Raw genomic sequence first — 21,630 nt, 5'->3', positions numbered from 1 at the left:
TGTTTGCCGGGCTTGCTATATCGCCAGGTCAACAAGCTATCCGGGCTGGGGATGACAGCTCAGGAGGCTGCTTTGAGAGTGATCTCGGAGATGTCGGTGCGACTCTTGCCGTCCACGGTGCCCAGCGTCGAGATCCACACCAGCACGTAGGAGGTGGACGACGCTTTGTTCACCGAGATGGTGTTGGAGCCGGGCTTGAGCGGTGTCGTCGGGCTCAGTTCGGTGGTGTCCGACAGGGACGACGGGGTAGCCGTCTGGGCCGAGCGGATCTGGACCGAGGTGCCGGTGCTGGTCACGTTGAGGGTGACCGAGCCGATCGTCGTCGGCTGCGGCAGTTGCAGCATCAGGCCGACGCCGTTCTTGAACCCGGGGAACGGGGCTGGGTCCGAATACGTGTCGGTGGACCACGCGGTGCCGGTATTGCCGTCGATGGCCTGCCCGGCCGTGGCGGGCGAATCGGCTTCACCTTCGGGTGAGAACACGGTTGCCCGTACGGGTTTCACCGTGCTTCCGGTGGCGGCCGACGAATCGCCCTGATTCTCTTCACTATTCGACGACGGTGCATTCAGGCCGAGTTCGTCGCGGTTGAGTCCCCCGCCGACGTCACCGAATATGCTGTTGAGGACCGAAGCCAGCACCAGCAGCGCCACCAAGATGATGGCGGCGCCCACACTCACCCCGATGATGACGCCCTTGCGGCGCCGGGCCTCGGCGGCTTCGTGTTCCTCTGGGGTCTCGTGCGCGCGGACCGGAGCGGCCGGGACGGGCGTCTCCTCGACCGAACCCAGCAGCTCGGTACGATCGGCGATCGCGGTGGCCTGTTGTAGCAGGTTCAAAAGGGTTGGAGCGCTTCGAATTCCACCACCAGGCTGGACCGCGCGGGCGGCCGCCGCTGAGATCTGGAACGGGATGTCGCGGTCGACGGCGCGTGGTTCGACCGGCTGCCCGGCCGGATCCAGGGCGGCAGGCTCCAACCCGCTACGTGATCCGGACTCCGGCAGCGGCCAGCGGTTGACCAGCAGCGCGTACAGCGCCGCGCCGATGCCGCGGATGTCGTCATCGGGCGTGGCGTCGGGCATGGTGGCCGGGAAGGCCAGTGCCACATCGCCTTCGATGCTCACCCGCACCCGGCCGGGGTGATCGATCGACAGGGCCACTCCGGCGCGGTGCGCGGCCTCGGCGGCGGCGGCGAGCGACTGGATGGCGCGCGCCCCGCCGATCGGGGAGGGAGAGGTATCCGCGACCTCGGCCAGCGAGCCGCCGCGAATCCACTCCGAGACGATCAGCCCGCCCGATCCGCTGTGAGCCACATCGAGGACCCGCGCGATACCGGGAACGTCGATACGGCTGAGTTTGAGGGTGCGCGAGAGGATCTCCTGCACCTGCGCGTCGGGCATGGTGGCATCCGGGTCGACGAAGGTCAGCGCCACCTGGCGGTCCAGCGCGGTGTCGAGCGCCTGCCAGAACTGCAGGTGCGGCGGACCGCCGTGGAACACCAGAAGCCGGTAGCGGCCCTCGGCGATGGTGGCCCCGGGGATGAGGTGCACATCGCCATCGGCCGTTTCCAGGGCGGCGTCGTGCGGCGGGGCGAACGAAATCGGCTCGCGCGTCGGATCGCCACCGTAGTCGGTGGTCGACCGGGCCGCCCCGTTCGAGCGGCTCGCGGCGGGTTCGCCGGATCCGGGGCCCTCGTCCGACGGCGTGGCAGGCTCGGGGGGTGTCACGTCCGGGTGGAACTCGTCGGCGGCCGGGCGCGGCAACTTCGTCGTATCGGTTGTCATCCCGGAACTCGAGGTGTCGTCCAGTGCCGGGCCGTCCGCAGATTCGTCGGTCACCGGTGATCCTTTCCACATCCCCGCTCCGGCAACGCCTGCCGGAGTCCCGCCCCCGGCGGCTGCCGGGCTTGACGGCCACTCAGTGGGAGAAGAATTCCTCTGATCAGGGTACGTGACGGGCCCCGCAGGATGAGGCCCGACGGGCGGCGCAATTGTTTGCATGGCTACCTGTCCGGCTGCCGGCTGAGGTGCGAGACGCCCCCGTCCGAGCCGGCGGCGGACCATGGCCAGCGCAGACTGCGCCTCCGGAACCCGGGCGGCGAGCATCACGCCGGCGATGATCGGGACCATGATCACGCCGAGTGCAACCAGGCGCAGCAACGAACCCGCGGCGCCGGCATGCTCGGTCAGCGAGTCCAGCCCGAGCAGTCGGTCGGCGGCATGGGCCACCAGGCCGGCGATCAACGACGCCGCGATGGTCACCAGGATCGTGCGGATCACCGCGTCGCGCAGCAGCCGGCCCCCGCGCGGACGCAGGTCGGATTTCAGCAGCACGTAACCCATCACGGCTCCGGCCATGAATCCCAGTCCGTTGGCCAGTCCGAGGTAACCGGCCACCATGTTGGGGTTGTCGGTCAGGTGGGGCGCGATGATCGAACCGATGATCTTGACGGCGGTGATCACCACGACGATGCCGATCGGTGTCCACGGCTTCTCCCGCGCGTAGAACACCCGCAGCTGCAGCAGTACCAGCGCATAGGGGATGAGCGTGAAGGCCGACAGCGTGATCGCCATGCCGAGGTAGCCGGCGTCGGTGGCGCTGAAGTTGCCGTAGGCGAACAGTGCGCTGCCGATGGCGGGCCCGCCGACGGTCATCATGGCCACCACCGGGATCAGCGTCACCATGGTGAGCCGGGTGGCCAGGGAGTAATCGTCGAGCACGGCCGGGATGTTGTCGGCGGCCGCATTGCGGCTGAGGCGCGGCATCACCACGGTCAGCACGGTGACGCCGATCATCCCGAACGGCAGCATCAACACCAGCCAGGTGTAGTTGTAAATGGCGGGCCCGGTGTCGGCTGCCCCGCTGGCGATCTGATTGCCGACGATCAGGCCGATCTGGCTGATGAGCACATACAGCACCATGGCCGCGGCCATCGTGCCGAATTTCTTGAGGCGGGCGTCGATGCCCCACAGCGGCCTCAGGCTGATCCGCTCGGCGCGGATCGCCGCGAGCAGCACCGCGGCTTGGGCGACCACGCCCAGGGTGGTGCCGATTCCGAGGACCAACAGCTTGGCCGTACCCATGTGGGGCGGATCGATCGAGAACTCCCCGGGCACCAGGACGAAGAGGCCCAAGGTCACGATCGCCACCACGTTGTTGACCACCGGGGCCCACGCCGGCGGACCGAACACATTGCGGGTGTTGAGGATCGCCATGAAGACCGACGACAGGCCGTAGAACAACACCTGCGGCAAGAGCAGGTAGGCGAATGCGGTGGTCAGCGGATTGTTGACCTTCGGATCGCTGCCCAACATCAGCCGCACCAGTAGTGGCGCGCACAGCACCGAGAGCACGGTGGTGACCAACAGCAGCGTGGTGGCCAGGGTCACCAGCCGCCGCACGAACGCGGTGCCGCCGTCGGGGTCGTCGCGTTCGGCGCGGGCGAGGACCGGCACGAAGATCGCGGTGAAGGTAGCTTCCAACACCAGCGCGGCCACCATGTTGGGGAGCTGGTTGGCCACCGAGAACGAACTGGTCAACGCTCCGCCGAGCAGAGCCATCAGCAGAACGAACCGGAAGAACCCGGTGATGCGGGAGATCAGCGTGGCGAAGGCCATGCCCCACGACCGTGACACCACTGCGGCGTCGGACAGCTCGGCGCGCCCGGCGGGGCGGATCGGGCCGGTCGCATGCGGAATCCGCCGCGGGCCCGGTGGCCGGGCCGCTGGTTGGTCGGGCGAGGTCATCAGGGCCGGTCCGGACTCGTCGCGGGCACCGGCGGGGAAGGCGGGGTGTCGGGCCCGCCGTCGGTGCTGACGTCATTGGTGAACGCCATGGCGACGTCGAGCGGGTCAGGGTGTTCGCCCGGCGGAATGAGGTCCGCGCGGTCGGGCTGGCCGCGGAAGCGGTGCCACAACCGGCGTCCGGCGAGCGCCACCAACACGGCCCCGGCCGAGAGCGTGATGAAGAACAGCACCTTGCCGTAGGCGTTGGAATGCACTGACAACCGGACGGGCTCACCGAGCGTCAGGCCGTCGGTGGTCTGGAGGCTCACGTCGACGGCCACCCGCTGGGTGAAGTGCACCTCGATCGGTACCCGCAGGGGCAGATAGCCGGGCGGCAGCTCGATCTCGCCCATGTCGGTGACGCTCATGCCGGGAGGTGCGTCGACGTGGAGCCGGACCCGTACCGGCACCGGCAGGTCATTCCGCAGCGCCAGCGGCAGCGGACTGCGCTCGGTGGCCAGCGTGTAGGCCCCGCCGGGGTTGACGATCCGCACCGCGCCGAACATGTCGTTCACACTGCGGTTGACGGTCTGCAACCGCTGCTCGGCCAACCCTTCGCGGGCCTCCGGTGGCACCGACTGGCTCAGCGCCCGCAGCGTGTCCTCCCGCAGCGGTGCGGTGTACTGCATGCCGGTCAGCCCGGTGCGCTCATCGGTGGTCAGCGCGGCGGTCAGCCCCCACAGCCGGCTGATCACCGCCGCGATGCCGCCGCTGATGTTCTCGTCGACGCCACTGCGGGGGTTGCCGAGGGAATCCGGCGGCGGGGGTTGTACGGGTTCGGGTGGCACGGCGTTGCTTTCGGCGATCACCGCGGGCAGTGGGCGCGGCACAGCCAGCCCGGCGTGGATCGTGGTGGCCACCGAGGTCAGGATGGCCTGCGCGTCGTCGGCGTCCAGCGACCACACCAACGGTGGCATCAGGATCTGGGTCCGCGGTTCCTCGGTGGGCGTGAGCCCCCGCCACAGCAGTGCGCCCAGAGCATCCTGACGGCGCGCGGTCTGCGAGTCGTGACGGACCGGGATCTCCAGCGACGGGTCCAGGTAGGACGGCGCCACCGGGTCGGTGCCGGCACCGGCAAGGGCGGCACCCACGGCCGGGTCGAATCCGGCCGCCACCACCTCGGGCCCGTATCGCAGCGGCGTGACATCGGCGGTCTCGGGGGCGCCGGTAGCCGAGTCCTGGGCGGTGATCTGGGTGGCCGAGATGGCGACTGTCTGGCCCTGGGCCGCCAGCAGGTCCAGGGCGGGGCCGGTGAGCGGCCCGTCGCCCAGGATGCTGGCACCCCGGATCGAGGTGGCGCCCAGGATCTGATCGACGATGTCGCCGGCACCGTTGGTCGCGATCGCGCTCAAACCCGGGTCGCCGACCCGTTGAAGTGCGGTCAGGTCGGCCTGCGCGTAGTTGGTCGGTGCGACGCACAGCCGCCCGGCCAGGGCGCGCAGGCGGTTCAGCCAACCGACGGCCGCTTCCTGGCCGGTGCCGGGCCGCGTCGGGGTGCGGGCACCGGCGTCGGGTCCGTCGTTGACGACGTAGCCGCCGGTCATCGCGTTGACCGTGACGAGCAGATCGGGATCGACGGCAAGACACAAGGTGGCACGCATCTGGCCGCCGGAGTCGACGGTCGGTCCGGTGGCGAAGTCGGCGGCCGCCAGCAGGGTGTCGAGGCGCCCGCCCGGGGCCAGGGACGCGGCGAGGCTGTCGTCGACAAGGCGCACCGGCGTGGTGCCGCCGGGGGCGCCCGGGGCCAGCCGGGGCCGGTCGGCCAGCGGCCAGAGCATGGTCATCCGCACCGGCTGCGAGGTGTCGGGCGGTACCACCGAGTTGAGCGTGTCCGCGGCCGACATCGGATATTCACCGGCGTCGGGCGCATTGCCTTCTGGCCGGTCGGGCGGCACCCCGAGGACCGGCAGCAGGAAGCGGGCGTCGTCGAGCTTGGCGGGAGCACCGTAGTCCGGTGTCCCGTTGACGTTGAGCAGCACGGGGTAGACACCGGGTTCGGTGATGTGCAGCGATCCCGGGCCTTCGGCGCGCAGCGGATAGGACAATGTGAAGGCAACCGATTGGCCGCGCTGCATCTCGGGTGCCACGGTGACGAAGTCGGCTACGGGCTCGAATCGGTCGACGTCCCCGGTGAGGTCGGTGCGTAGCTGACTCGATGAAGTCACCGCCCGCGCGTGTTCCATCCGGATGTCCACATCGCGCACCGGACGGTCACCGACGTTGAGCACCGCCCCGCTGACCGTCAGCACTGTTTCGCTGGTGGTCGTGACGACGTCGGGGGTGACGCGGTCGATGCGGATCTGGAGGAACGGAGTCGCTCCCGGTTCACTTGCGCCTGCGCGGGGCAGAAGGACTGGCAGCGCGGCGGTGGACCACACCGAGAACAACAACATCACCGCCACAAGCACCACTGTGTGCGCCAGGAGGGAAACCCCTCGGCGCACCACCGGGGCCGCGGTCACGGACCCTGTCCGCATCCGTTCGTGCGCCGGCGGGGCTGGGGTTGTGCGGGTTCGTCGCGGCGGTGACTGCGGGCGTGCGAGTGGGTCTGGGGACGCCGCCGGGGCGCGCTGCGGGGCAGTGGCGGCAGAGCGCCCGGTCCGTCGGTGTGCAGCTTGTCGATGAGCTCGCCGGCCACCTCGGCGAGCTTGCGCTCGTCGGCGTACGCCAGGCGGGACGCCAGATCCCGCAGCGGGACCCAGGCGACCTCGGTCACCTCGACGTCGTCGTCGGAGAGCTCGCCGCCCTGGAAGCGCAGAAGGTAGTGATGCACGGTCTTGTGGACGCGGCGTCCCTCGGTGACGAACCAGTAGTCGATGCTGCCGAGCGCGGCCAGCACGTCGCCGCGGATGCCGGTCTCTTCGGCAACCTCACGGATCGCGGTCTGCTCGGCCGTTTCGCCGAGTTCGATATGCCCCTTGGGCAAGGACCACAGCATCCGGCCGCGCCGGTCGACCCGGCCGATCAACGCTGCCACCTGGGTGTCCTTGGGGCCGTCGATTCCGTCGATGACCAGACCTCCGGCCGAGGTCTCGTGCACGGTGCGTAGCCGCTCCGGTGGCCGACGCGGCCGCGACTTGTGTTGCTTGGACTGGTCACGCGGGGTCGGCGCGGGATTGGCCGCATCGACGGTTGCTTCGCTGGTGGCGGCGGCATCGTTGGTCTGATCACCCGCCGGCGGTCCCGCCGCCCTTTGTGCACGACGACGGCCACGACGCCGGCTGCGGCGCCGTCGTGGTTTGGCCTGTTCGCCGTCCGACACCCAAGCGATAGTAGCTGCCACGAGGTTGGCCTCCTGCCGCACTCGCCGGTTGTGACCACACCGGGAGCATTAGGCTCATCGAACGTGTCCGACGCTGTTGTTACTGATGCCGAATTGCTGGCCGGCGCACTGGTCTCCCTGAACCACCGCGCCGAGGTGCTCCGCGCACTCGGCGTGTTGTTCGCTGAAGCGGGCCACGAGCTGTATCTGGTCGGCGGAAGTGTGCGCGATGCGCTGCTGGGCCGGCTGACCGATCACAGTGATCTCGATTTCACCACCGATGCCCGTCCCGAGCAGATGCTGAAGTTTCTGCGGCCGTGGGCCGATGCGCTGTGGGATACCGGGATCGCATTCGGCACGATCGGTGTGGGCAAGCGCGTGGGCAAGGTTGAGCACCGCCTCGAGATCACCACGTTCCGTGCCGACAGTTATGACCAGGTGTCGCGGAATCCGACAGTGGAGTTCGGCGACAACCTCGACGACGACCTGGTGCGCCGCGACTTCACCGTGAACGCCATGGCGGTGCGCATCGCACCAGATCAGCCAGGCGGGGTCGGCGACTTCATCGACCCCTTGGGCGGTTTGGCGGCGGTGCAGGCCAAGGTGCTCGACACCCCGTCGGCGCCGGAGGTGTCGTTCGGGGACGATCCGCTGCGGATGTTGCGCGCTGCCCGATTTGTTTCGCAGCTCGGGTTCGGGGTGGCGCCGCGGGTGCTCGAGGCGCTGCTGGAGATGGCCCCGCAGCTGGAGCGCATCACCGTCGAGCGGGTCGCGGCCGAACTGGACAAGCTACTGCTGGGTGCCGATCCGGTGGCCGGTGTCGATCTGATGGTGCAGACGGGGCTGGGCGAGGTGGTGCTGCCCGAGGTCGGCGAGATGCGGATGGCCATCGACGAACACCATCAGCACAAGGACGTGTACTGGCATTCGCTGACGGTTCTGCGACAGGCAGTGGAACTTGAGGGTTCTGAAGGCCCCGACCTCGTATTGCGTTGGGCCGCACTGCTGCACGACATCGGCAAGCCGGGCACGCGCAAGCACGAATCCGACGGCGGCGTCAGCTTTCACCACCACGAGGTGGTCGGAGCGAAGATGGCCCGTAAGCGGATGCGGGCGCTCAAGTACTCCAAGCAGATGGTCGACGATGTGTCGCAGCTGGTGTACCTGCATCTGCGGTTCCACGGCTACGCCGACGACAAGGGCACGGGCAAGTGGACCGACTCGGCGGTGCGTCGCTATGTCACCGATGCCGGTCCGCTGCTGAGCCGGCTGCACAAGCTGGTCCGGGCCGACTGCACGACGCGGAACAAGCGCCGTGCCGCACGGCTGCAGGCCAACTACGACGATCTGGAGAACCGGATCGCCGAACTGGCGGCCAAGGAGGACCTGCAGCGGGTCCGGCCGGATCTCGACGGCAACGAGATCATGGAGATCCTCGGGATCCCGGCGGGCCCCCAGGTGGGCGAGGCCTGGAAGTACCTCAAAGAGCTGCGGCTCGACCACGGACCGCTGTCCCGTGAGCAGGCCATCGACGAATTGCTGAAATGGTGGAACGCCAGGAGCTGATCGTGCGTCTGATCAGTCATGGACTACTGCCTGGGTGACCCGGACGGGACCGCGACCATCTTCACCGGCGTGCCCGATGTGGATGTGGACGGCGACGGCAGCTTCGACGGCATCGGACTCGATGTCGACGGGGACGGCCGGATCGACGATGTGATGGGTGATTTCGACGGGGACGGCAGCGCCGAGCGCGCGGTGCTCGATACCGACGACGACGGTCACGCCGAGAGCTACTTCTCCGACGACGGTTCAGGGACCTGGGCGGTGAGCGTGGACCGGTCCGGACAGGTGCGGTGGTTCGGGCTCGACGGGGTCGAGCAGGCCGCCGGCGGGCCGCTCGTGGATTTCGACGGTGACGGCACAGCCGACGACCGGCTGATCGACGCTGACGGAGACGGGCGGGCCGATCGGGTGATGGCCGGGGAATCGGCGTACGTCGACACCGACGGGGACGGTCGTTGGGACATGAAGCTGGCCGACACCGACGGGGACGGGCGGGCAGACTCGGTGTCCTGAGCGTGACTCTGCGGTGAGGGCGTGGGTCTCTCGAACTTCCGCGCCCTCAGCGCAGAATCGAATTTCGGCAGTGGCGCGTTCAGCCCCGTCCGGCGCCCGGAGGCCCGGCGAAGGCCTGCGCGATGGTCAGCCACTTGGCGGCGTCGTCGCCCACCGCGGTCACATCCAGTTCGGCGGGTGCCCGGCGCTGGGTCACCAGCATGCAGAAGTCTTCGGCCGATCCCGTCACGCGCTGCTGCGCGTCGTGTGGTCCCCACTCCCACAGCGAGCCGTCGGGTGCGCGCAGCTCGACCCGGAACGGGGCGGCCGGCGGCGTCAGGCCGTGCACGGTGAACGCGAAATCCCTTGTGCGAACCCCGATATGGGCGATCGAACGCAGCCGCGCGGTGGCGGGCCGATGCACGTTGAGCGCGTCGGCGACATCGAGACCGTGCGCCCAGGTCTCCATCATCCGAGCGGTGGCCATCGAGGTCGCGCTCATGGGCGGGCCGAACCACGGCAGCTTGCGACCCTCGGCGACGTTCACGAGTTCGGTGTGCAGTCTCGTGCGGGTCTCACGCCACTCAGCGAGCAACTGCTCGGGTGGCGTGAGCGCGAGCTCTTCGGCCGCGGCGTCGACGAACCCGGTCGGGTTCTGCAGCGCCTCGGCGAGGACGGCGTCGAAGCCGGCCCGGTCGGTGATGGCGATGACCGACACCCGATCGGTCCACAAGAGGTGGGCGATCTGATGGGCGATGGTCCAGCCCTCGGCCGGCGTGGCGGTGGCCCAGCCCTCCGGCGGGAGACCGGCCACCAGGGCATCGAGTTCGTCGCTCTCGGCGGACAGGTCGGCCACGATCGGCTCGGCGCTCACCATGGCGGTCAGCCTAGACCGGGCGATCACACCCGCTTCGGGGATGCCACCGCGGCATGCAGTCCGAGCCCGATCAGATAGGCAACGGACCCGGCGGCCACCAGGCCGGGTGAGTGTCCATCGGCGGGTATCACCACGGCCGCCGCCGCGATCGCCACGACGAACGAGATCCAGAACAGCGCGTCCTGCACGGTGAACACGTGACCGCGCAGGGCGTCGTCGACGTCGATCTGCATCGCCGAGTCCGCGCACAACTTCACCAACTGCCCGGCCGCGCCGAGCAGCAGGCCACAGACCAGCATCACCGGTACCTGCAACCCGAGCGCCACCAGCTGGATCACCACGGCGAGGCCCAACGCGCCGTTGGCCGTCGCATAGCGCCCGAACCGGGCGATCACCGCCGGGGCCGCCACCGTCGCCGCGAACTGTCCGATGCCTCCGAATGCCATGAACAGCACCGCGCTCCCCAGCCCCAGCCCGGTCACATCGGGGTTGTCGGTGTGCCGGACGATTACCAGCACCAGCAGCGAGTTGATCCCGAACGCCATCCGGTGTGCGGCGAGCCCGGCCAGGGTTCCGGCGACGGGCCGCACGGCCCACACGGTGCGGGCACCGTGCACCCAGCCGGTGGACACCGCGTAGGCGACAGAGCCGTGGATGGCGCGTTTGCTCTCGTGCGGACCCAGCACGTGCGGTCCGAAGCGCACCGAAAGCCACAACGCCAACGCCACCGGGAGCGCCACGATGAACATGACCACCGAGGCGCCGGTGTCGTCGGCACCGAACAGCTTGCGCGGCAGCAGCATGAAATCCGCACCGAGGAACGCCGCCAGCGAGCCGATCGCGGTGGCCACCGAGTTCATCGTGACGATCCGGTCCTGCGGCACCACATCGGGCAGCGAGGCCGACAGACCCGACGAGACGAACCGGGTGAACCCGTTGACGATCAGGGCACAGCACAGGATCGGCACGTCGCCGACACCGAAGGACAGCAGCGCACCGACCACCAGCACCACGATCAGCCGCCCCACGTTGGCGCCGATGAGTACCAGGCGCCGGTCCCAGCGGTCCAGCAGCGCCCCGGCGAACGGGCCGAGCACCGAGTACGGCAGGAACATCACTGCGAACGCCATGGCGATCTGCCACGGCTCGGCTTGCCGCTCCGGGTTGAACAGGATGGCACCGGCCAGGCCGGCCTGGAAGAGACCGTCGGCGAACTGACTGACCGCACGCAGCTCCAGCAGCCGGCGGAATTCGGTCATGCCACGCAACGAGTCCCACAGGGCACGGGGAGCGCGAGCATGAACCACCCGATCAACAGTACAAAGCGCAGCCGAAATCCGACCGCGCCCGGGCTTGTTCGCCACGTCTCGGCAATCGCGGTGCCATTATGTAGACGTGGCGCACTCAGAAGACCCGGAGGATTTCATCGCGCCTGCGGCGCATCGGGTACGACCGGGCACGCTGCTGCTGGCCAATACCGATCTGCTCGAGCCGACCTTCCGGCGCAGCGTCATCTATATCGTCGAGCACAACGCCGGCGGCACCCTCGGTGTGGTGTTGAACCGGCCCAGCGAGACGGCGGTCTACAACGTGCTGCCGCAGTGGGCGAAGCTCACCACCAAACCCAAGACGATGTTCATCGGCGGGCCGGTCAAGCGGGACTCGGCGCTGTGTCTGGCGACGTTGCGGGTCGGCATGCAGGCGGACGGTGTTCCCGGACTGCGGCACGTGCAGGGCCGCGTGGTGATGGTGGATCTCGACGCCGACCCGGACAACCTGGCCCCGATCATCGAGGGCGTGCGGATATTCGCCGGGTACTCCGGCTGGACCATCGGCCAACTGGACGGCGAGATCGAGCGGGACGATTGGATCGTGCTCTCGGCGCTGCCATCGGATGTGCTGATCGAGCCGCGCACCGATCTGTGGGGCCGGGTACTGCGTCGTCAGCCGCTGCCGATGTCGCTGTTGGCGACCCACCCGATCGACGTCAGCCGCAACTAGCCTCTACTGACAGGCCGGCTACTTGCACGAAAGGGTGCAGCTGGCGCATGAGCCGGCGCAGTCCGCTCCCGAACCGGCGCTTGCCTCCGCCGCCGCGACGGCCTTGGCGCTCTGCCAGCAGCCGGCGGCGACCGTGGCGACCGCACCGATGATGCACACCATGACGACCATCAGCCCGGTGTGGGGCGCGGCGGCCAGGGCGGCGGCTCCGCCCGCGGCGAGCATGACCGCAGCGGCCAGTTGAGTCGGGGCCACAGCCCTCAGAACCGAGCGCACGGGATCACCGGTGCGAGGCCTGGTCAACAACCACAGCCCGAACACACCGACGATGACGGCGGCGCTCAAACACAGCAGCGCGGCGATCAGCATGCGCCACACAATACGAGGCGCCGGTCGGTATTGCGAGGTCGGGGCGGGGTCCGGTACCTCAGCCGTGCAGGCCCAGGAGCTGGGGCAAACCCGGCTGCGGCGCGGGTGCGGCCGGGGCCGGAGTAGCTGGCGGCGGGGGAGCGGCCGGGGCCGGCGCGCTGACCTTGAACCCGGACACGATCGCATCGGCGGCGTCGGCAGCCGCGGAAACACCCTGGTTGGCGGCCGAGGAGTTCACCGACAACGACACCAGGTAATGGTCGGGGCCCGCGGTGGCAAGGATGTGCCTGCGTGACGTGTTGAGCACCTGGCTACCCGACAGGTAGCTACCTTCGATGAATGCCGATGGAAAGCCGTTGAAGTCACCCATGGCCATGTCGGTGGGACGCCAGTTCTGCAACTGCTGGGTGTCGACGTAGCCGTGGCTGACGGCTTCGACCGGGTCGAAATTGCCTACGAGCTTGTAGACCACGACCTGTGCGTTGGGGGTGTAGAGGTCGGTGCTGGACCGGTCGGCGATCACCGCGAAGGCATCGGGAACGTTGGGATCGGGCACTTTGGTCCAGCCCTGCGGCAGTGGCAGCACGATGCTGAGCGCCTTGAAGTCCTGGCTGACCTGAGGCTCCATCTTCACGCCCTTGGCCTTGAAGAAATCGGCAAGGGTCCCCGAGGCGGCCGGGTTGATGGTCTGGGCCGGTGGGGCGGGCGCGGCGACCGCGGGAACGGCGTTGGCTGCCGCGCCCGGGACGCCGGGTGCCGGCGGGGACACCGGAGCGGCCGGAGCGATGGGCGCCGCGGCGGGGGCGACCGTGACGGTCTGGGTCACGGTCACCGGGCCGGGGACGCTGGGAACCGGAAGGAGGGGTTCGGCCGAGGCGGTCTGACCGGTGAGACCGACGACCCCGGCCACACCGACGGCCGTGCCCGCTGCCAGCACCCGCCACCGGCTGGTCAACTCGATCATCGCTTGTTCCTCCTGCAAACCGTGCCCCCACCTGGGGACCACATCCACTAGGCGCCGAGACTATCCAGGGTTTACGGTCCGCCACCAGCAACTCAACCGACCTGGAACCAACCCCTGACAGGGCCGCGACGCAACCGATACCAAGCTGTGGCCTTCGGCGTCGAAAGACGGGTGGTGAGCTGCTCAAACTGTGGCCTTATACCCTGAACGGCGTGATCGAACCCGCCACCACTACCGAGTCTGGGCAGTCAGACGACTCCCCGCAGCACCGTTACACCGCGGAACTGGCGGGTCAGATCGAGCAGTCCTGGCAGCAGACCTGGGCCGAGTCGGGGACTTTCAATGTGGCCAATCCGGTGGGCTCGCTGGCACCGGAGGACGGCTCGCCGCTGCCCGAAGACAAGATGTTCGTCCAGGACATGTTCCCGTATCCGTCGGGTGAGGGTCTGCATGTCGGGCACCCGCTGGGCTACATCGCTACCGACGTCTATGCCCGGTACTACCGGATGACGGGCCGCAACGTGCTACACGCGCTGGGCTTCGACGCGTTCGGCCTGCCCGCCGAGCAGTACGCCATGCAGACCGGGACGCACCCGCGCATCCGCACCGAGGCCAACATCGTCAACTTCCGCCGGCAGTTGGGCCGGCTGGGTCTGGGCCACGATTCGCGGCGCAGCTTCTCCACCACCGATGTCGACTTCTACAAGTGGACGCAGTGGATCTTCCTGCAGATCTACAACGCCTGGTTCGACACCGCGGCCAACAAGGCCCGTCCCATCAGTGAGTTGGTGACCGAATTCGAGTCTGGCACGCGCACTCTCGATGACGGTAGGGCCTGGGCCGAGCTGTCGGCCGCAGAGCGCGCCGATGTCGTGGACGGCTACCGTCTGGTGTACCACGCCGATTCGATGGTGAACTGGTGCCCGGGCCTGGGCACCGTGCTGGCGAACGAAGAGGTCACCGCCGACGGGCGTAGCGACCGCGGCAACTTCCCGGTGTTCCGGAAGCGCCTGCGGCAGTGGATGATGCGCATCACCACCTACTCGGACCGGTTGCTCGACGACCTTGACGTGCTGGACTGGCCGGACAAGGTCAAGGCCATGCAGCGCAACTGGATCGGCCGGTCCACCGGCGCCTCGGTTGAATTCGGAACCACGGCAGGCGATGTCGAGGTATTCACCACCCGCCCTGACACCCTGTTCGGCGCCACGTACCTGGTGCTGGCTCCCGAACATGATCTGGTGGACGCGCTGACGGCCGATTCCTGGCCCGAGGGCACCGACCCCCGGTGGACCTTCGATGCGGCGACACCGGCCGAGGCCGTCGCCGCCTACCGCGCCGGCATCGCGGCCAAGTCGGATCTGGAGCGCCAGGAGAACAAGACCAAGACCGGCGTGTTCCTCGGTGCGTACGCCACCAATCCGGTCAACGGACAGCAGGTTCCGGTTTTCATCGCCGACTACGTGCTGGCCGGATACGGGACCGGCGCCATCATGGCGGTGCCCGGTGGTGACCAGCGGGACTGGGACTTCGCCACCCAGTTCGGCCTGCCGATCGTCGAGGTGGTCAGCGGCGGTGACATCACCGAGGCCGCCTACAACGGCGACGGCACGATGGTCAACTCCGACTACCTGAACGGGCTGTCGGTGGCCGAGGCCAAGCAGGCCGTCATCGAACACCTCGAAGCCGACGGCCGCGGTCGTGCCCGGATCGAGTACAAGCTGCGGGACTGGCTGTTCGCCCGGCAGCGGTACTGGGGCGAGCCGTTCCCGATCGTCTACGACGCCGACGGCCGCGCCCATCCGCTGCCGGAATCGGCTCTGCCGGTGGAACTTCCGGATATCCCGGACTATGCGCCGGTGTCGTTCGACCCGGACGACGCAGACAGCGAACCGTCGCCGCCACTGGGCAAGGCGACCGAATGGGTGCACGTCGAGCTGGATCTCGGTGACGGACTGCAGACCTACACCCGCGACACCAACGTGATGCCGCAGTGGGCCGGCAGCTCCTGGTATGAGCTGCGCTACACCGACCCGCGCAACTCAGAAGAGCTGTGTGCCAAGGAGAACGAGACCTACTGGATGGGCCCGCGGCCGGCTGAGCACGGGCCGAATGATCCGGGTGGGGTCGACCTGTACGTCGGCGGTGTCGAGCATGCGGTGCTGCACCTGCTGTACTGCCGGTTCTGGCACAAGGTGCTCTTCGACCTCGGCCACGTCAGCTCGAGCGAGCCGTACCGCCGCCTGGTCAATCAGGGCTACATCCAGGCCTTCGCCTACACCGACTCCCGCGGTAGCTACGTGCCCGCGGCCGAGGTCATAGAACGTGAGAGCGCGTACTTCTGGCCGGGCCCGGATGGCGAAATCGAGGTCAACCAGGAATTCGGCAAGATCGGCAAGAGCCTGAAGAACTCCGTGTCACCCGACGAGATCTGCGACGAGTACGGCGCAGATACCCTGCGGGTCTACGAGATGTCGATGGGCCCCCTCGAGGCTTCGCGTCCGTGGGCCACCAAGGATGTCGTCGGCGCGCACCGCTTCCTGCAGCGGGTCTGGCGGGCGGTCGTCGACGAGTCGACCGGTGCGGTGCGGGTCGCCGCGCATGAGGCGCTGGACACCGACACGCTGAAGGTTCTGCACCGAACCATCGCCGGGGTGTCCGAAGACTATGCGGCGCTTCGCAACAACACCGCGGCCGCCAAGCTGATCGAGTACACGAACCACCTCACCAAGGAGGGCGTGTCGGCGCGGGCCGCGATCGAGCCGCTGGTGCTCATGGTGGCCCCGCTGGCGCCGCACCTGGCCGAGGAGTTGTGGAAGCGCTTGGGCCACGACACCTCACTGGCACACGGGCCGTTCCCGGTGGCAGACCCGCAGTACCTGGTGGACGACACCATCGAGTTCCCAGTTCAGGTCAACGGCAAGGTGCGCGGGAAGATCACCGTGGCGGCCGATGCCGACAAGGCCACGCTGGAGGCTGCGGCGCTGGCCGACGACAAGGTGCAGGCCTTCCTGGACGGTGCCACCCCCAAGAAGGTGATCGTGGTGCCGGGCCGGCTGGTCAACCTCGTCGTGTAGCGGGATTTGTGTGCATTTACCGGCGCTCACCGCCGCTGAATGCACACAAATCACCCGGGGCGGACCACGATTTCGTGCACATGGCCGTCGGGTGGGGTGGTGACGGCGGTGGCCACCAGCCCGGCGACCGTCTCGGGCTTCAGGAATTTCGCGGGGTCGTACTCAGTGGCTTTGTCGGCCACCGCGTTTTCGTAGGCCACCAGGTCGCGTTGCATCTCGGAGTCGGTGCGGCCGGGGAAGATCGAGGTGACCCGCAGGGACGGTTCGTCGGCGCGCAGTGAGTCAGCGAAGGCCCGCAGCGCGAACTTGCTTGCCGAGTAGGACGCCATCCCCGGCGAAACCTTCTGTCCGGCACCGGAATTGATGAACACCACGTGCCCGCGGACGGCGCGCAGGGCGGGCAGCAGGGCCAGCGTGAGTGCCACCGCGCCGGTGACGTTCACCTCGAAGGATGCCCGCCACTGTTCGGCGATGGAGTCGGAGACCCGGCCCGGGTAGAGCACGCCCGCGTTGTGCACCAGCACGTCGAGTTCGGCGAGGACCTCGGTGGCCGATTCGATCGAATCGGCGTCGGTGAGGTCCAGCGGCCAGGTCGGCGCGCCGAGACGTTCGGCCAGCGCGTCCAGGCGCTTCGACGGGCGGCCCGCCAGTAGCAGTGTGTGGGTGGGAGCAAGGGCGGCGGCGATGGCCGAGCCGATCCCCCCGGCGGCTCCGGTGATCAATGCAGACGGCACGACTGCAACGTTACTGTGACGCCCGATGCGACGGGGCCGACCTGCGGAGCGGGGCGCAAGGTCGCATCATGGTAGGGATGCCACCGGATCCCAGCTTCGCTCCGACCCAGCTCGCCGCGCGCGCCGCCTACCTGCTGCGCGGCAACGACCTGGGTGTGATGACCACTGCCGCGCCGTTGCTGTATCCGCACATGTGGAGCTGGGACGCGGCATTCGTGTCGATCGGGCTGGCCCCGCTGAGTGTGGAGCGTTCCGTGGTGGAGCTCGACACTCTGCTCTCGGCGCAGTGGCGCAACGGGATGATCCCGCACATCGTGTTCGCCAACGGCGTCGACGGCTACTTTCCCGGGCCGGCCAGGTGGGCCACCTCGGCCCTGGCCGCCAACGCGCCGCGGGTCCGGCACACCTCGGGCATCACACAGCCGCCCGTGCATGCGATCGCGGTCCAGCGCATCCTCGACCACGCGCGCAGCCGTGGCCGGTCCACCCGTGCGGTGGCCGAGACTTTCCTGGACCGGCGGTGGGCGGATCTGGTGCGCTGGCACCGCTGGCTGGCCGAGAAGAGGGACCAGGACGGCCGTGGCCGCATCACGCTGTATCACGGGTGGGAGTCCGGTATGGACAACTCGCCGCGGTGGGACAGTTCCTACGCCAACGTGGTTCCCGGCAATGTGCCGGAGTATCAGCGCGAAGACAACGCGATCATCACCGATGCCACCCAGCGGCCCAGCGACCTCGAGTACGACCGGTACCTGTGGCTGCTCGAGGAGATGAAATCCGTTCGCTACGACGATGATCTGCTGCCCAAGGTGATGAGCTTCGCGGTCGAGGACGTGTTCGTCTCGGCGATCTTCTCGGTGGCCTGCCAGGTGCTCGCCGAGATCGGGGAGGATTACAAGCGTCCGCTCGCCGATGTCCGGGATCTCTACTCGTGGGCCGAGCGCTTCCGGGTCGGCGTCGTCGAGACCGCCGACGAACGCAGCGGTGCGGCAAGGGATTACGACGTGCGTGCGAAGAAGTGGGTGGCCACCGAGACAGTCGCGCAGTTCGCCCCGCTGCTGTGCGGCGGGCTGCCGCACGAGCGCGAACGTGCGCTGCTGCGGCTGCTGGAAGGCCCGCGGTTCTGCGGACATCCGGATCTGAAGTACGCGCTCATCCCGTCGACATCGCCGGTGTCACGGGACTTCCGGTCGCGCGAATACTGGCGCGGCCCGGTGTGGCCGGTGATGACCTGGCTGTTCTCGTGGTGCTTCGCCCGGCGCGGCTGGGCCGAGCGTGCCTCGACGCTACGTCGGGAAGGGTTGCGTCAGGCGAGCGACGGGACCTTCGCCGAGTACTACGAACCGTTCACCGGGGAACCGCTGGGCAGCATGCAGCAGTCATGGACCGCCGCAGCGGTATTGGACTGGCTGGGATAGCGCGGCTACTCGGACTTGGCGTGGGCGGCCTGATCGTTCTGGCCGGCGAGCCGCTCCAGCGGGGCCAGTGCGGTGGCGAGGGTCGCGAGGTCGTCTGCGCTCAGGTTGGCCAGCCGGGCGGCCAGATCAGCCCGCCGGGCGGCCAGCGATTCGCGGTGCTGCACCAGGCCGCGCGGGGTGACCTCGACGAGTACGGCGCGCAGGTCCGAGGGATCGCGGGAGCGCTTGACCAACCCGAGCTTCTCGAGCCGGCGGATCGCCACGGTGGTGGTGGGTGTGCGCACCCGCTCGCGGGCGGCCAGTTCCGTCATCCGGATCGGGCCCTGGTCGAGCAGGGTGAGCAGGATCGAGAGCTGGGCCAGCGTGAGCTCCCCGGCAGTCCCCTTGTGAGTGTCGCCGCGGCGCAGCACCGAGAAAACCTTGGAGAGTACGCGCTGCAACTCTCCGGCCAGCTCAGTGACCTGCAAATCGGGCTCTACCATAATTCGCTAGTCTAACCTGTCTGAAGCTGCCAGGTTGTCAGCTTGTTCCGTTTGATCCTGGGGTTTCACGGCATACTCACAGGACTTGGGACAGGAAGCGGCGCAGCCGATCTGTCTCGGCCGCTTCGAAGATCTGGTCGGGTGTACCCGACTCGACCACCTTGCCGTGATCCATGAACACCACCGAGTCGGCGGTGGAACGGGCGAAGCCCATCTCGTGGGTGACCGCCAGGATCGTCATCCCCTCGGCGGCCAGGTCGGCGATCAACTCCAGAATTCCCTTGACCAGCTCCGGGTCGAGCGCCGAGGTGGCCTCGTCGAAGAACATCACCTGCGGGGCCATGGCGAGTGCGCGTGCGATCGCCACGCGCTGCTGCTGGCCGCCCGACAGGGTTGCCGGACGCACATCCGCCTTGTGCCGCAGGCCAACCCGGTCCAGCTGCTCCAACCCCACGGTGCGGGCATGCTCGGGGCTGAGCCGCTTGAGCTTGCGCGGGCCCAGGGTGACGTTGTCGAGAACTGTCTTGTGTGGAAACAGGTTGAACTGCTGGAACACCATGCCGATGCGTTGGCGCAGCTGGTCGGGATTGTCGGCCAGCACCGAGCGTCCGTCGAGCAGGATGTCGCCGCGGTCCGGTTCGTACAGGCGGTTGAGGGTGCGCAGCAGCGTCGATTTTCCGGATCCTGACGGGCCGATGATGGCCGTCGTCGTACCGGCGGGCACGTCCAGATCCACCCCGCGCAGCACCGGGTTGGGCCCGAACGACAGTTGAATGTCCTTGGCGGCCAGCGCGACCGGCTGCGGAGCCGACATCAGATCATCTCCTGGTTGGTCGCCACGGGCAGGGGCTCCTCCTCGGCCGGGGGACGGCCCCTGCGCAGCCGGTTGTCGACGAAGTTGACCAGGTGGGTCAGGGGGATGGTGAGCAGCAGGTAGAACAACCCGGCCGCGACCAGCGGGGACAGATTCCCCGTCTGCGCGTTGAGGTCTCGGCCCACCTGGAACAGTTCGCGCTGGCTGGCCACCAGGCCGAGGAAGTACACCAGCGACGAGGCCTTGAGCAGCGAGATGAACTGGTTCATCAGTGCGGGCAGCACCCGCCGGATGCCCTGCGGAACGACGACCAGGCGCATCGACGAGGCGTAGCTGAAGCCCAGGGCGCGTGAGGCTTCCAGCTGCCCGGGCTCGACGCTCTGGATTCCGGAGCGGAAGATCTCGCCGATGTAGGCCGCTGCCATGAGCCCGAGGGCCGCGATGCCCAGCGGATAAGGGCTGTTGCCGGTGAGCGATCCGACCACCGGCCCGATGCCCAGGCCGATCAACAGGATGATCACCACTTCGGGCAGGCCGCGGAAGATGTCGGTGTACACCCGGGCCGGCCAGCGCAGCCACCGGGACCGCGAGATGCCGGCCACGGCCAGGACCATCCCGAGCACGAGCCCGATGACACTGGCACACACCGTCAGGATGAGCGTGTTGGGCAGGCCGGTGCGCAACAGGTCGGGGACCGCCTGCTTGTAGAGGTCCCAGTCCAGGAACGAGTCCGCCAGTTGCGCCAGTGTGGATTTGGCGGCTGCCGGACCGCCGGCGGCCGGCTTCTCCTTGGCCGCGGCGATCGCGGCGAAATCGGGTAGTTGGGGGGCGGGTGCGGCCTTGGAGCCCGGCTTCCAGCCGGGCGGCAGGGCCCGCGGCACCCAGTCGGAATACAGCTTGGCCCAGGTCCCGTCGGCGATGACGGCGTCCAGTCCGGAGTTGAGCGCGTCGATCAGCGGCCGGTTCTCTTTGGCCACCGCCCATGCCACGAAATTGTCCAAGCTGAAGGTGTTTTCGATGATCTGCGCCGGGTCGCCGGGCTGCACGGTGCCCGAGGCCTGTTGCGACGGCGCCACCCAGGCGTCGATCTGACGGGTCTTGAGGCTGGCGTAGACGGTGTTGTAGTCGGGGAACTTCACCGGCTGCAGGTGCAGCGTGTCGACCATGTAGGCCTCCTGCACGGTGCCCTGCACCACGCCGATGCGCTGTCCGGCGGCGAGCTGGCCGAAGCCGGTGATCGGGGAACCGGTGGGAACCACGAGCGAGAAGTAGCCGAAGTCGTAGCCGTTGGTGAAGCCGACGGTGCGCCGCCGGGCGTCGGTGGTGGTGATCGACGAGGACGCCACGTCGAAGCGTCGGGAGGCGGTTTGGGCCAAGAGACCGGAAAAGTCGGTACCGACGAAGTTGACGCGCAGGCCGAGCTTGTCGGCGATCGCGCGGAGCAGCTCGTTGTCGAAGCCGGTGAACTGGCCGGCCGAGTTGATACAGATGCTGGGTGGCGCGTCGGACAGCGTGCCGACAGTGAGGACGCCGGGGGTACTCAGGCCGAGGTTCTCGGGTCGGACCGTGTCCAGGGGGACGACCGTGGGGGTGGTGTATTTGTCGGCGCCGGGCCCGGTGGCCGCGGCGGCCAGGTTGGTGGGCAGCGCGCTGGCACTGTCCACACCGGGAGGTGCGCACTGGTCGACGTCTGCCCCCGCCGGTGCGGCCCAGACCAGCCCGAACAGCATCAGGACAGTGGTCAGCAGAGCGGCCGATCGTCTGGCGTCCATCTGATGCAACCTAGTAGGCG

Annotated in this window: 16 protein-coding genes; 5 read left to right on the top strand and 11 right to left on the bottom strand. The window is 68.5% G+C overall.

Features of this window, described 5'->3' with window-relative positions:
- Positions 1 to 59 precede the first annotated feature (59 nt).
- The 3 genes from murJ to ACZYZF_RS03940 are packed head-to-tail and all read right to left on the bottom strand — an operon-like array spanning position 60 to position 7,044.
- Positions 60 to 3,743 carry a murein biosynthesis integral membrane protein MurJ gene (gene murJ / locus ACZYZF_RS03950; protein ID WP_463743430.1) on the bottom strand — a complete coding sequence of 1,228 codons (3,684 nt, stop codon included), beginning with the start codon at positions 3,741 to 3,743 and terminating at the stop codon, positions 60 to 62.
- Positions 3,743 to 6,244 (bottom strand): DUF6049 family protein, encoded by a 2,502-nt coding sequence (locus ACZYZF_RS03945; protein ID WP_463743431.1) that lies wholly within the window; start codon positions 6,242 to 6,244, stop codon positions 3,743 to 3,745. The genes murJ and ACZYZF_RS03945 overlap by 1 nt, the downstream gene beginning before the upstream one ends.
- A complete protein-coding gene (locus ACZYZF_RS03940; RefSeq protein ID WP_463834593.1) occupies positions 6,241 to 7,044 on the bottom strand; it encodes an NUDIX hydrolase in 804 nt (267 codons plus the stop codon). Before ACZYZF_RS03940 ends, ACZYZF_RS03945 begins: the two co-directional genes overlap by 4 nt.
- A gap of 84 nt (positions 7,045 to 7,128) precedes the next feature.
- On the opposite strand from ACZYZF_RS03940, the gene ACZYZF_RS03935 reads away from it, so the two are divergent.
- Together ACZYZF_RS03935 and ACZYZF_RS03930 are read left to right on the top strand one after the other, a co-directional pair.
- Positions 7,129 to 8,610, top strand: coding sequence for a CCA tRNA nucleotidyltransferase (locus tag ACZYZF_RS03935; RefSeq protein WP_463834592.1), 1,482 nt, complete (start codon positions 7,129 to 7,131; stop codon positions 8,608 to 8,610).
- Positions 8,611 to 8,628: 18 nt separating this feature from the next.
- Entirely contained in the window at positions 8,629 to 9,123 is a 495-nt protein-coding gene (locus ACZYZF_RS03930; protein WP_463834591.1) for a pullulanase, read from the top strand.
- A 79-nt stretch (positions 9,124 to 9,202) separates the two neighbouring features.
- On the opposite strand, the gene ACZYZF_RS03925 is transcribed toward ACZYZF_RS03930, so the two are convergent.
- Both ACZYZF_RS03925 and ACZYZF_RS03920 read right to left on the bottom strand, forming a co-directional pair.
- On the bottom strand, positions 9,203 to 9,979 hold the full coding sequence (locus ACZYZF_RS03925) for a TIGR03084 family metal-binding protein (RefSeq protein WP_463834590.1): 777 nt from the start codon (positions 9,977 to 9,979) through the stop codon (positions 9,203 to 9,205).
- A gap of 23 nt (positions 9,980 to 10,002) precedes the next feature.
- Complete coding sequence (locus ACZYZF_RS03920; protein ID WP_463743436.1) at positions 10,003 to 11,286, bottom strand: MFS transporter; 1,284 nt, start codon at positions 11,284 to 11,286, stop codon at positions 10,003 to 10,005.
- Between the two features lie 88 nt (positions 11,287 to 11,374).
- Here ACZYZF_RS03920 and ACZYZF_RS03915 point away from each other — a divergent pair, with 88 nt between their 5' ends.
- Positions 11,375 to 11,980, top strand: a complete 606-nt coding sequence (locus tag ACZYZF_RS03915) for a YqgE/AlgH family protein (protein ID WP_463743437.1) — start codon at positions 11,375 to 11,377, stop codon at positions 11,978 to 11,980.
- 18 nt (positions 11,981 to 11,998) lie between these two features.
- On the opposite strand, the gene ACZYZF_RS03910 is transcribed toward ACZYZF_RS03915, so the two are convergent.
- Together ACZYZF_RS03910 and ACZYZF_RS03905 are read right to left on the bottom strand one after the other, a co-directional pair.
- The gene (locus ACZYZF_RS03910; RefSeq protein WP_463743438.1) at positions 11,999 to 12,349 is read right to left on the bottom strand and encodes a hypothetical protein; all 351 of its coding nucleotides are present in this window, start codon (positions 12,347 to 12,349) and stop codon (positions 11,999 to 12,001) included.
- Between the two features lie 58 nt (positions 12,350 to 12,407).
- Positions 12,408 to 13,313 (bottom strand): LpqN/LpqT family lipoprotein, encoded by a 906-nt coding sequence (locus ACZYZF_RS03905; protein ID WP_463743439.1) that lies wholly within the window; start codon positions 13,311 to 13,313, stop codon positions 12,408 to 12,410.
- A gap of 212 nt (positions 13,314 to 13,525) precedes the next feature.
- Between ACZYZF_RS03905 and leuS the strand changes: the two genes are divergently transcribed.
- Entirely contained in the window at positions 13,526 to 16,390 is a 2,865-nt protein-coding gene (gene leuS, locus ACZYZF_RS03900; RefSeq protein ID WP_463834588.1) for a leucine--tRNA ligase, read from the top strand.
- Positions 16,391 to 16,440: 50 nt separating this feature from the next.
- Here the strand turns inward: leuS and ACZYZF_RS03895 are convergent, their stop codons facing one another.
- Positions 16,441 to 17,124, bottom strand: coding sequence for an SDR family oxidoreductase (locus ACZYZF_RS03895; RefSeq protein WP_463834586.1), 684 nt, complete (start codon positions 17,122 to 17,124; stop codon positions 16,441 to 16,443).
- Between the two features lie 77 nt (positions 17,125 to 17,201).
- Between ACZYZF_RS03895 and ggh the strand changes: the two genes are divergently transcribed.
- Positions 17,202 to 18,542, top strand: coding sequence for a glucosylglycerate hydrolase (ggh, locus tag ACZYZF_RS03890; protein ID WP_463835131.1), 1,341 nt, complete (start codon positions 17,202 to 17,204; stop codon positions 18,540 to 18,542).
- A 5-nt stretch (positions 18,543 to 18,547) separates the two neighbouring features.
- Here ggh and ACZYZF_RS03885 read toward each other — a convergent pair whose 3' ends face one another.
- The 3 genes from ACZYZF_RS03885 to ACZYZF_RS03875 all read right to left on the bottom strand — a co-directional run bounded on the left by ACZYZF_RS03885 (position 18,548) and on the right by ACZYZF_RS03875 (position 21,610).
- A complete protein-coding gene (locus ACZYZF_RS03885; RefSeq protein WP_463743442.1) occupies positions 18,548 to 19,024 on the bottom strand; it encodes a MarR family winged helix-turn-helix transcriptional regulator in 477 nt (158 codons plus the stop codon).
- A gap of 76 nt (positions 19,025 to 19,100) precedes the next feature.
- Positions 19,101 to 19,838, bottom strand: a complete 738-nt coding sequence (locus tag ACZYZF_RS03880) for an amino acid ABC transporter ATP-binding protein (RefSeq protein WP_463743443.1) — start codon at positions 19,836 to 19,838, stop codon at positions 19,101 to 19,103.
- The gene (locus ACZYZF_RS03875; RefSeq protein WP_463834585.1) at positions 19,838 to 21,610 is read right to left on the bottom strand and encodes an ABC transporter substrate-binding protein/permease; all 1,773 of its coding nucleotides are present in this window, start codon (positions 21,608 to 21,610) and stop codon (positions 19,838 to 19,840) included. Before ACZYZF_RS03875 ends, ACZYZF_RS03880 begins: the two co-directional genes overlap by 1 nt.
- Positions 21,611 to 21,630: the final 20 nt, after the last annotated feature.

The organism is Mycobacterium sp. IDUB_24 (genome assembly GCF_055419385.1).
The sequence above is the reverse complement of the archived record's forward strand: the minus strand, read 5'-3'. Positions and strand labels throughout refer to the sequence as shown.

Bases quoted from the DNA above. Each gene is read 5' to 3' on its own strand.
- murJ (WP_463743430.1), bottom strand. From the start codon at position 3,743: ATGACCTCGCCCGACCAACCAGCGGCCCGGCCACCGGGCCCGCGGCGG.
- ACZYZF_RS03930 (WP_463834591.1), top strand. From the start codon at position 8,629: ATGGACTACTGCCTGGGTGACCCGGACGGGACCGCGACCATCTTCACC.
- ACZYZF_RS03925 (WP_463834590.1), bottom strand. From the start codon at position 9,979: ATGGTGAGCGCCGAGCCGATCGTGGCCGACCTGTCCGCCGAGAGCGAC.
- ACZYZF_RS03910 (WP_463743438.1), bottom strand. From the start codon at position 12,349: ATGCTGATCGCCGCGCTGCTGTGTTTGAGCGCCGCCGTCATCGTCGGT.
- ACZYZF_RS03905 (WP_463743439.1), bottom strand. From the start codon at position 13,313: ATGATCGAGTTGACCAGCCGGTGGCGGGTGCTGGCAGCGGGCACGGCC.
- ggh (WP_463835131.1), top strand. From the start codon at position 17,202: ATGCCACCGGATCCCAGCTTCGCTCCGACCCAGCTCGCCGCGCGCGCC.
- ACZYZF_RS03885 (WP_463743442.1), bottom strand. From the start codon at position 19,024: ATGGTAGAGCCCGATTTGCAGGTCACTGAGCTGGCCGGAGAGTTGCAG.
- ACZYZF_RS03880 (WP_463743443.1), bottom strand. From the start codon at position 19,838: ATGTCGGCTCCGCAGCCGGTCGCGCTGGCCGCCAAGGACATTCAACTG.
- ACZYZF_RS03875 (WP_463834585.1), bottom strand. From the start codon at position 21,610: ATGGACGCCAGACGATCGGCCGCTCTGCTGACCACTGTCCTGATGCTG.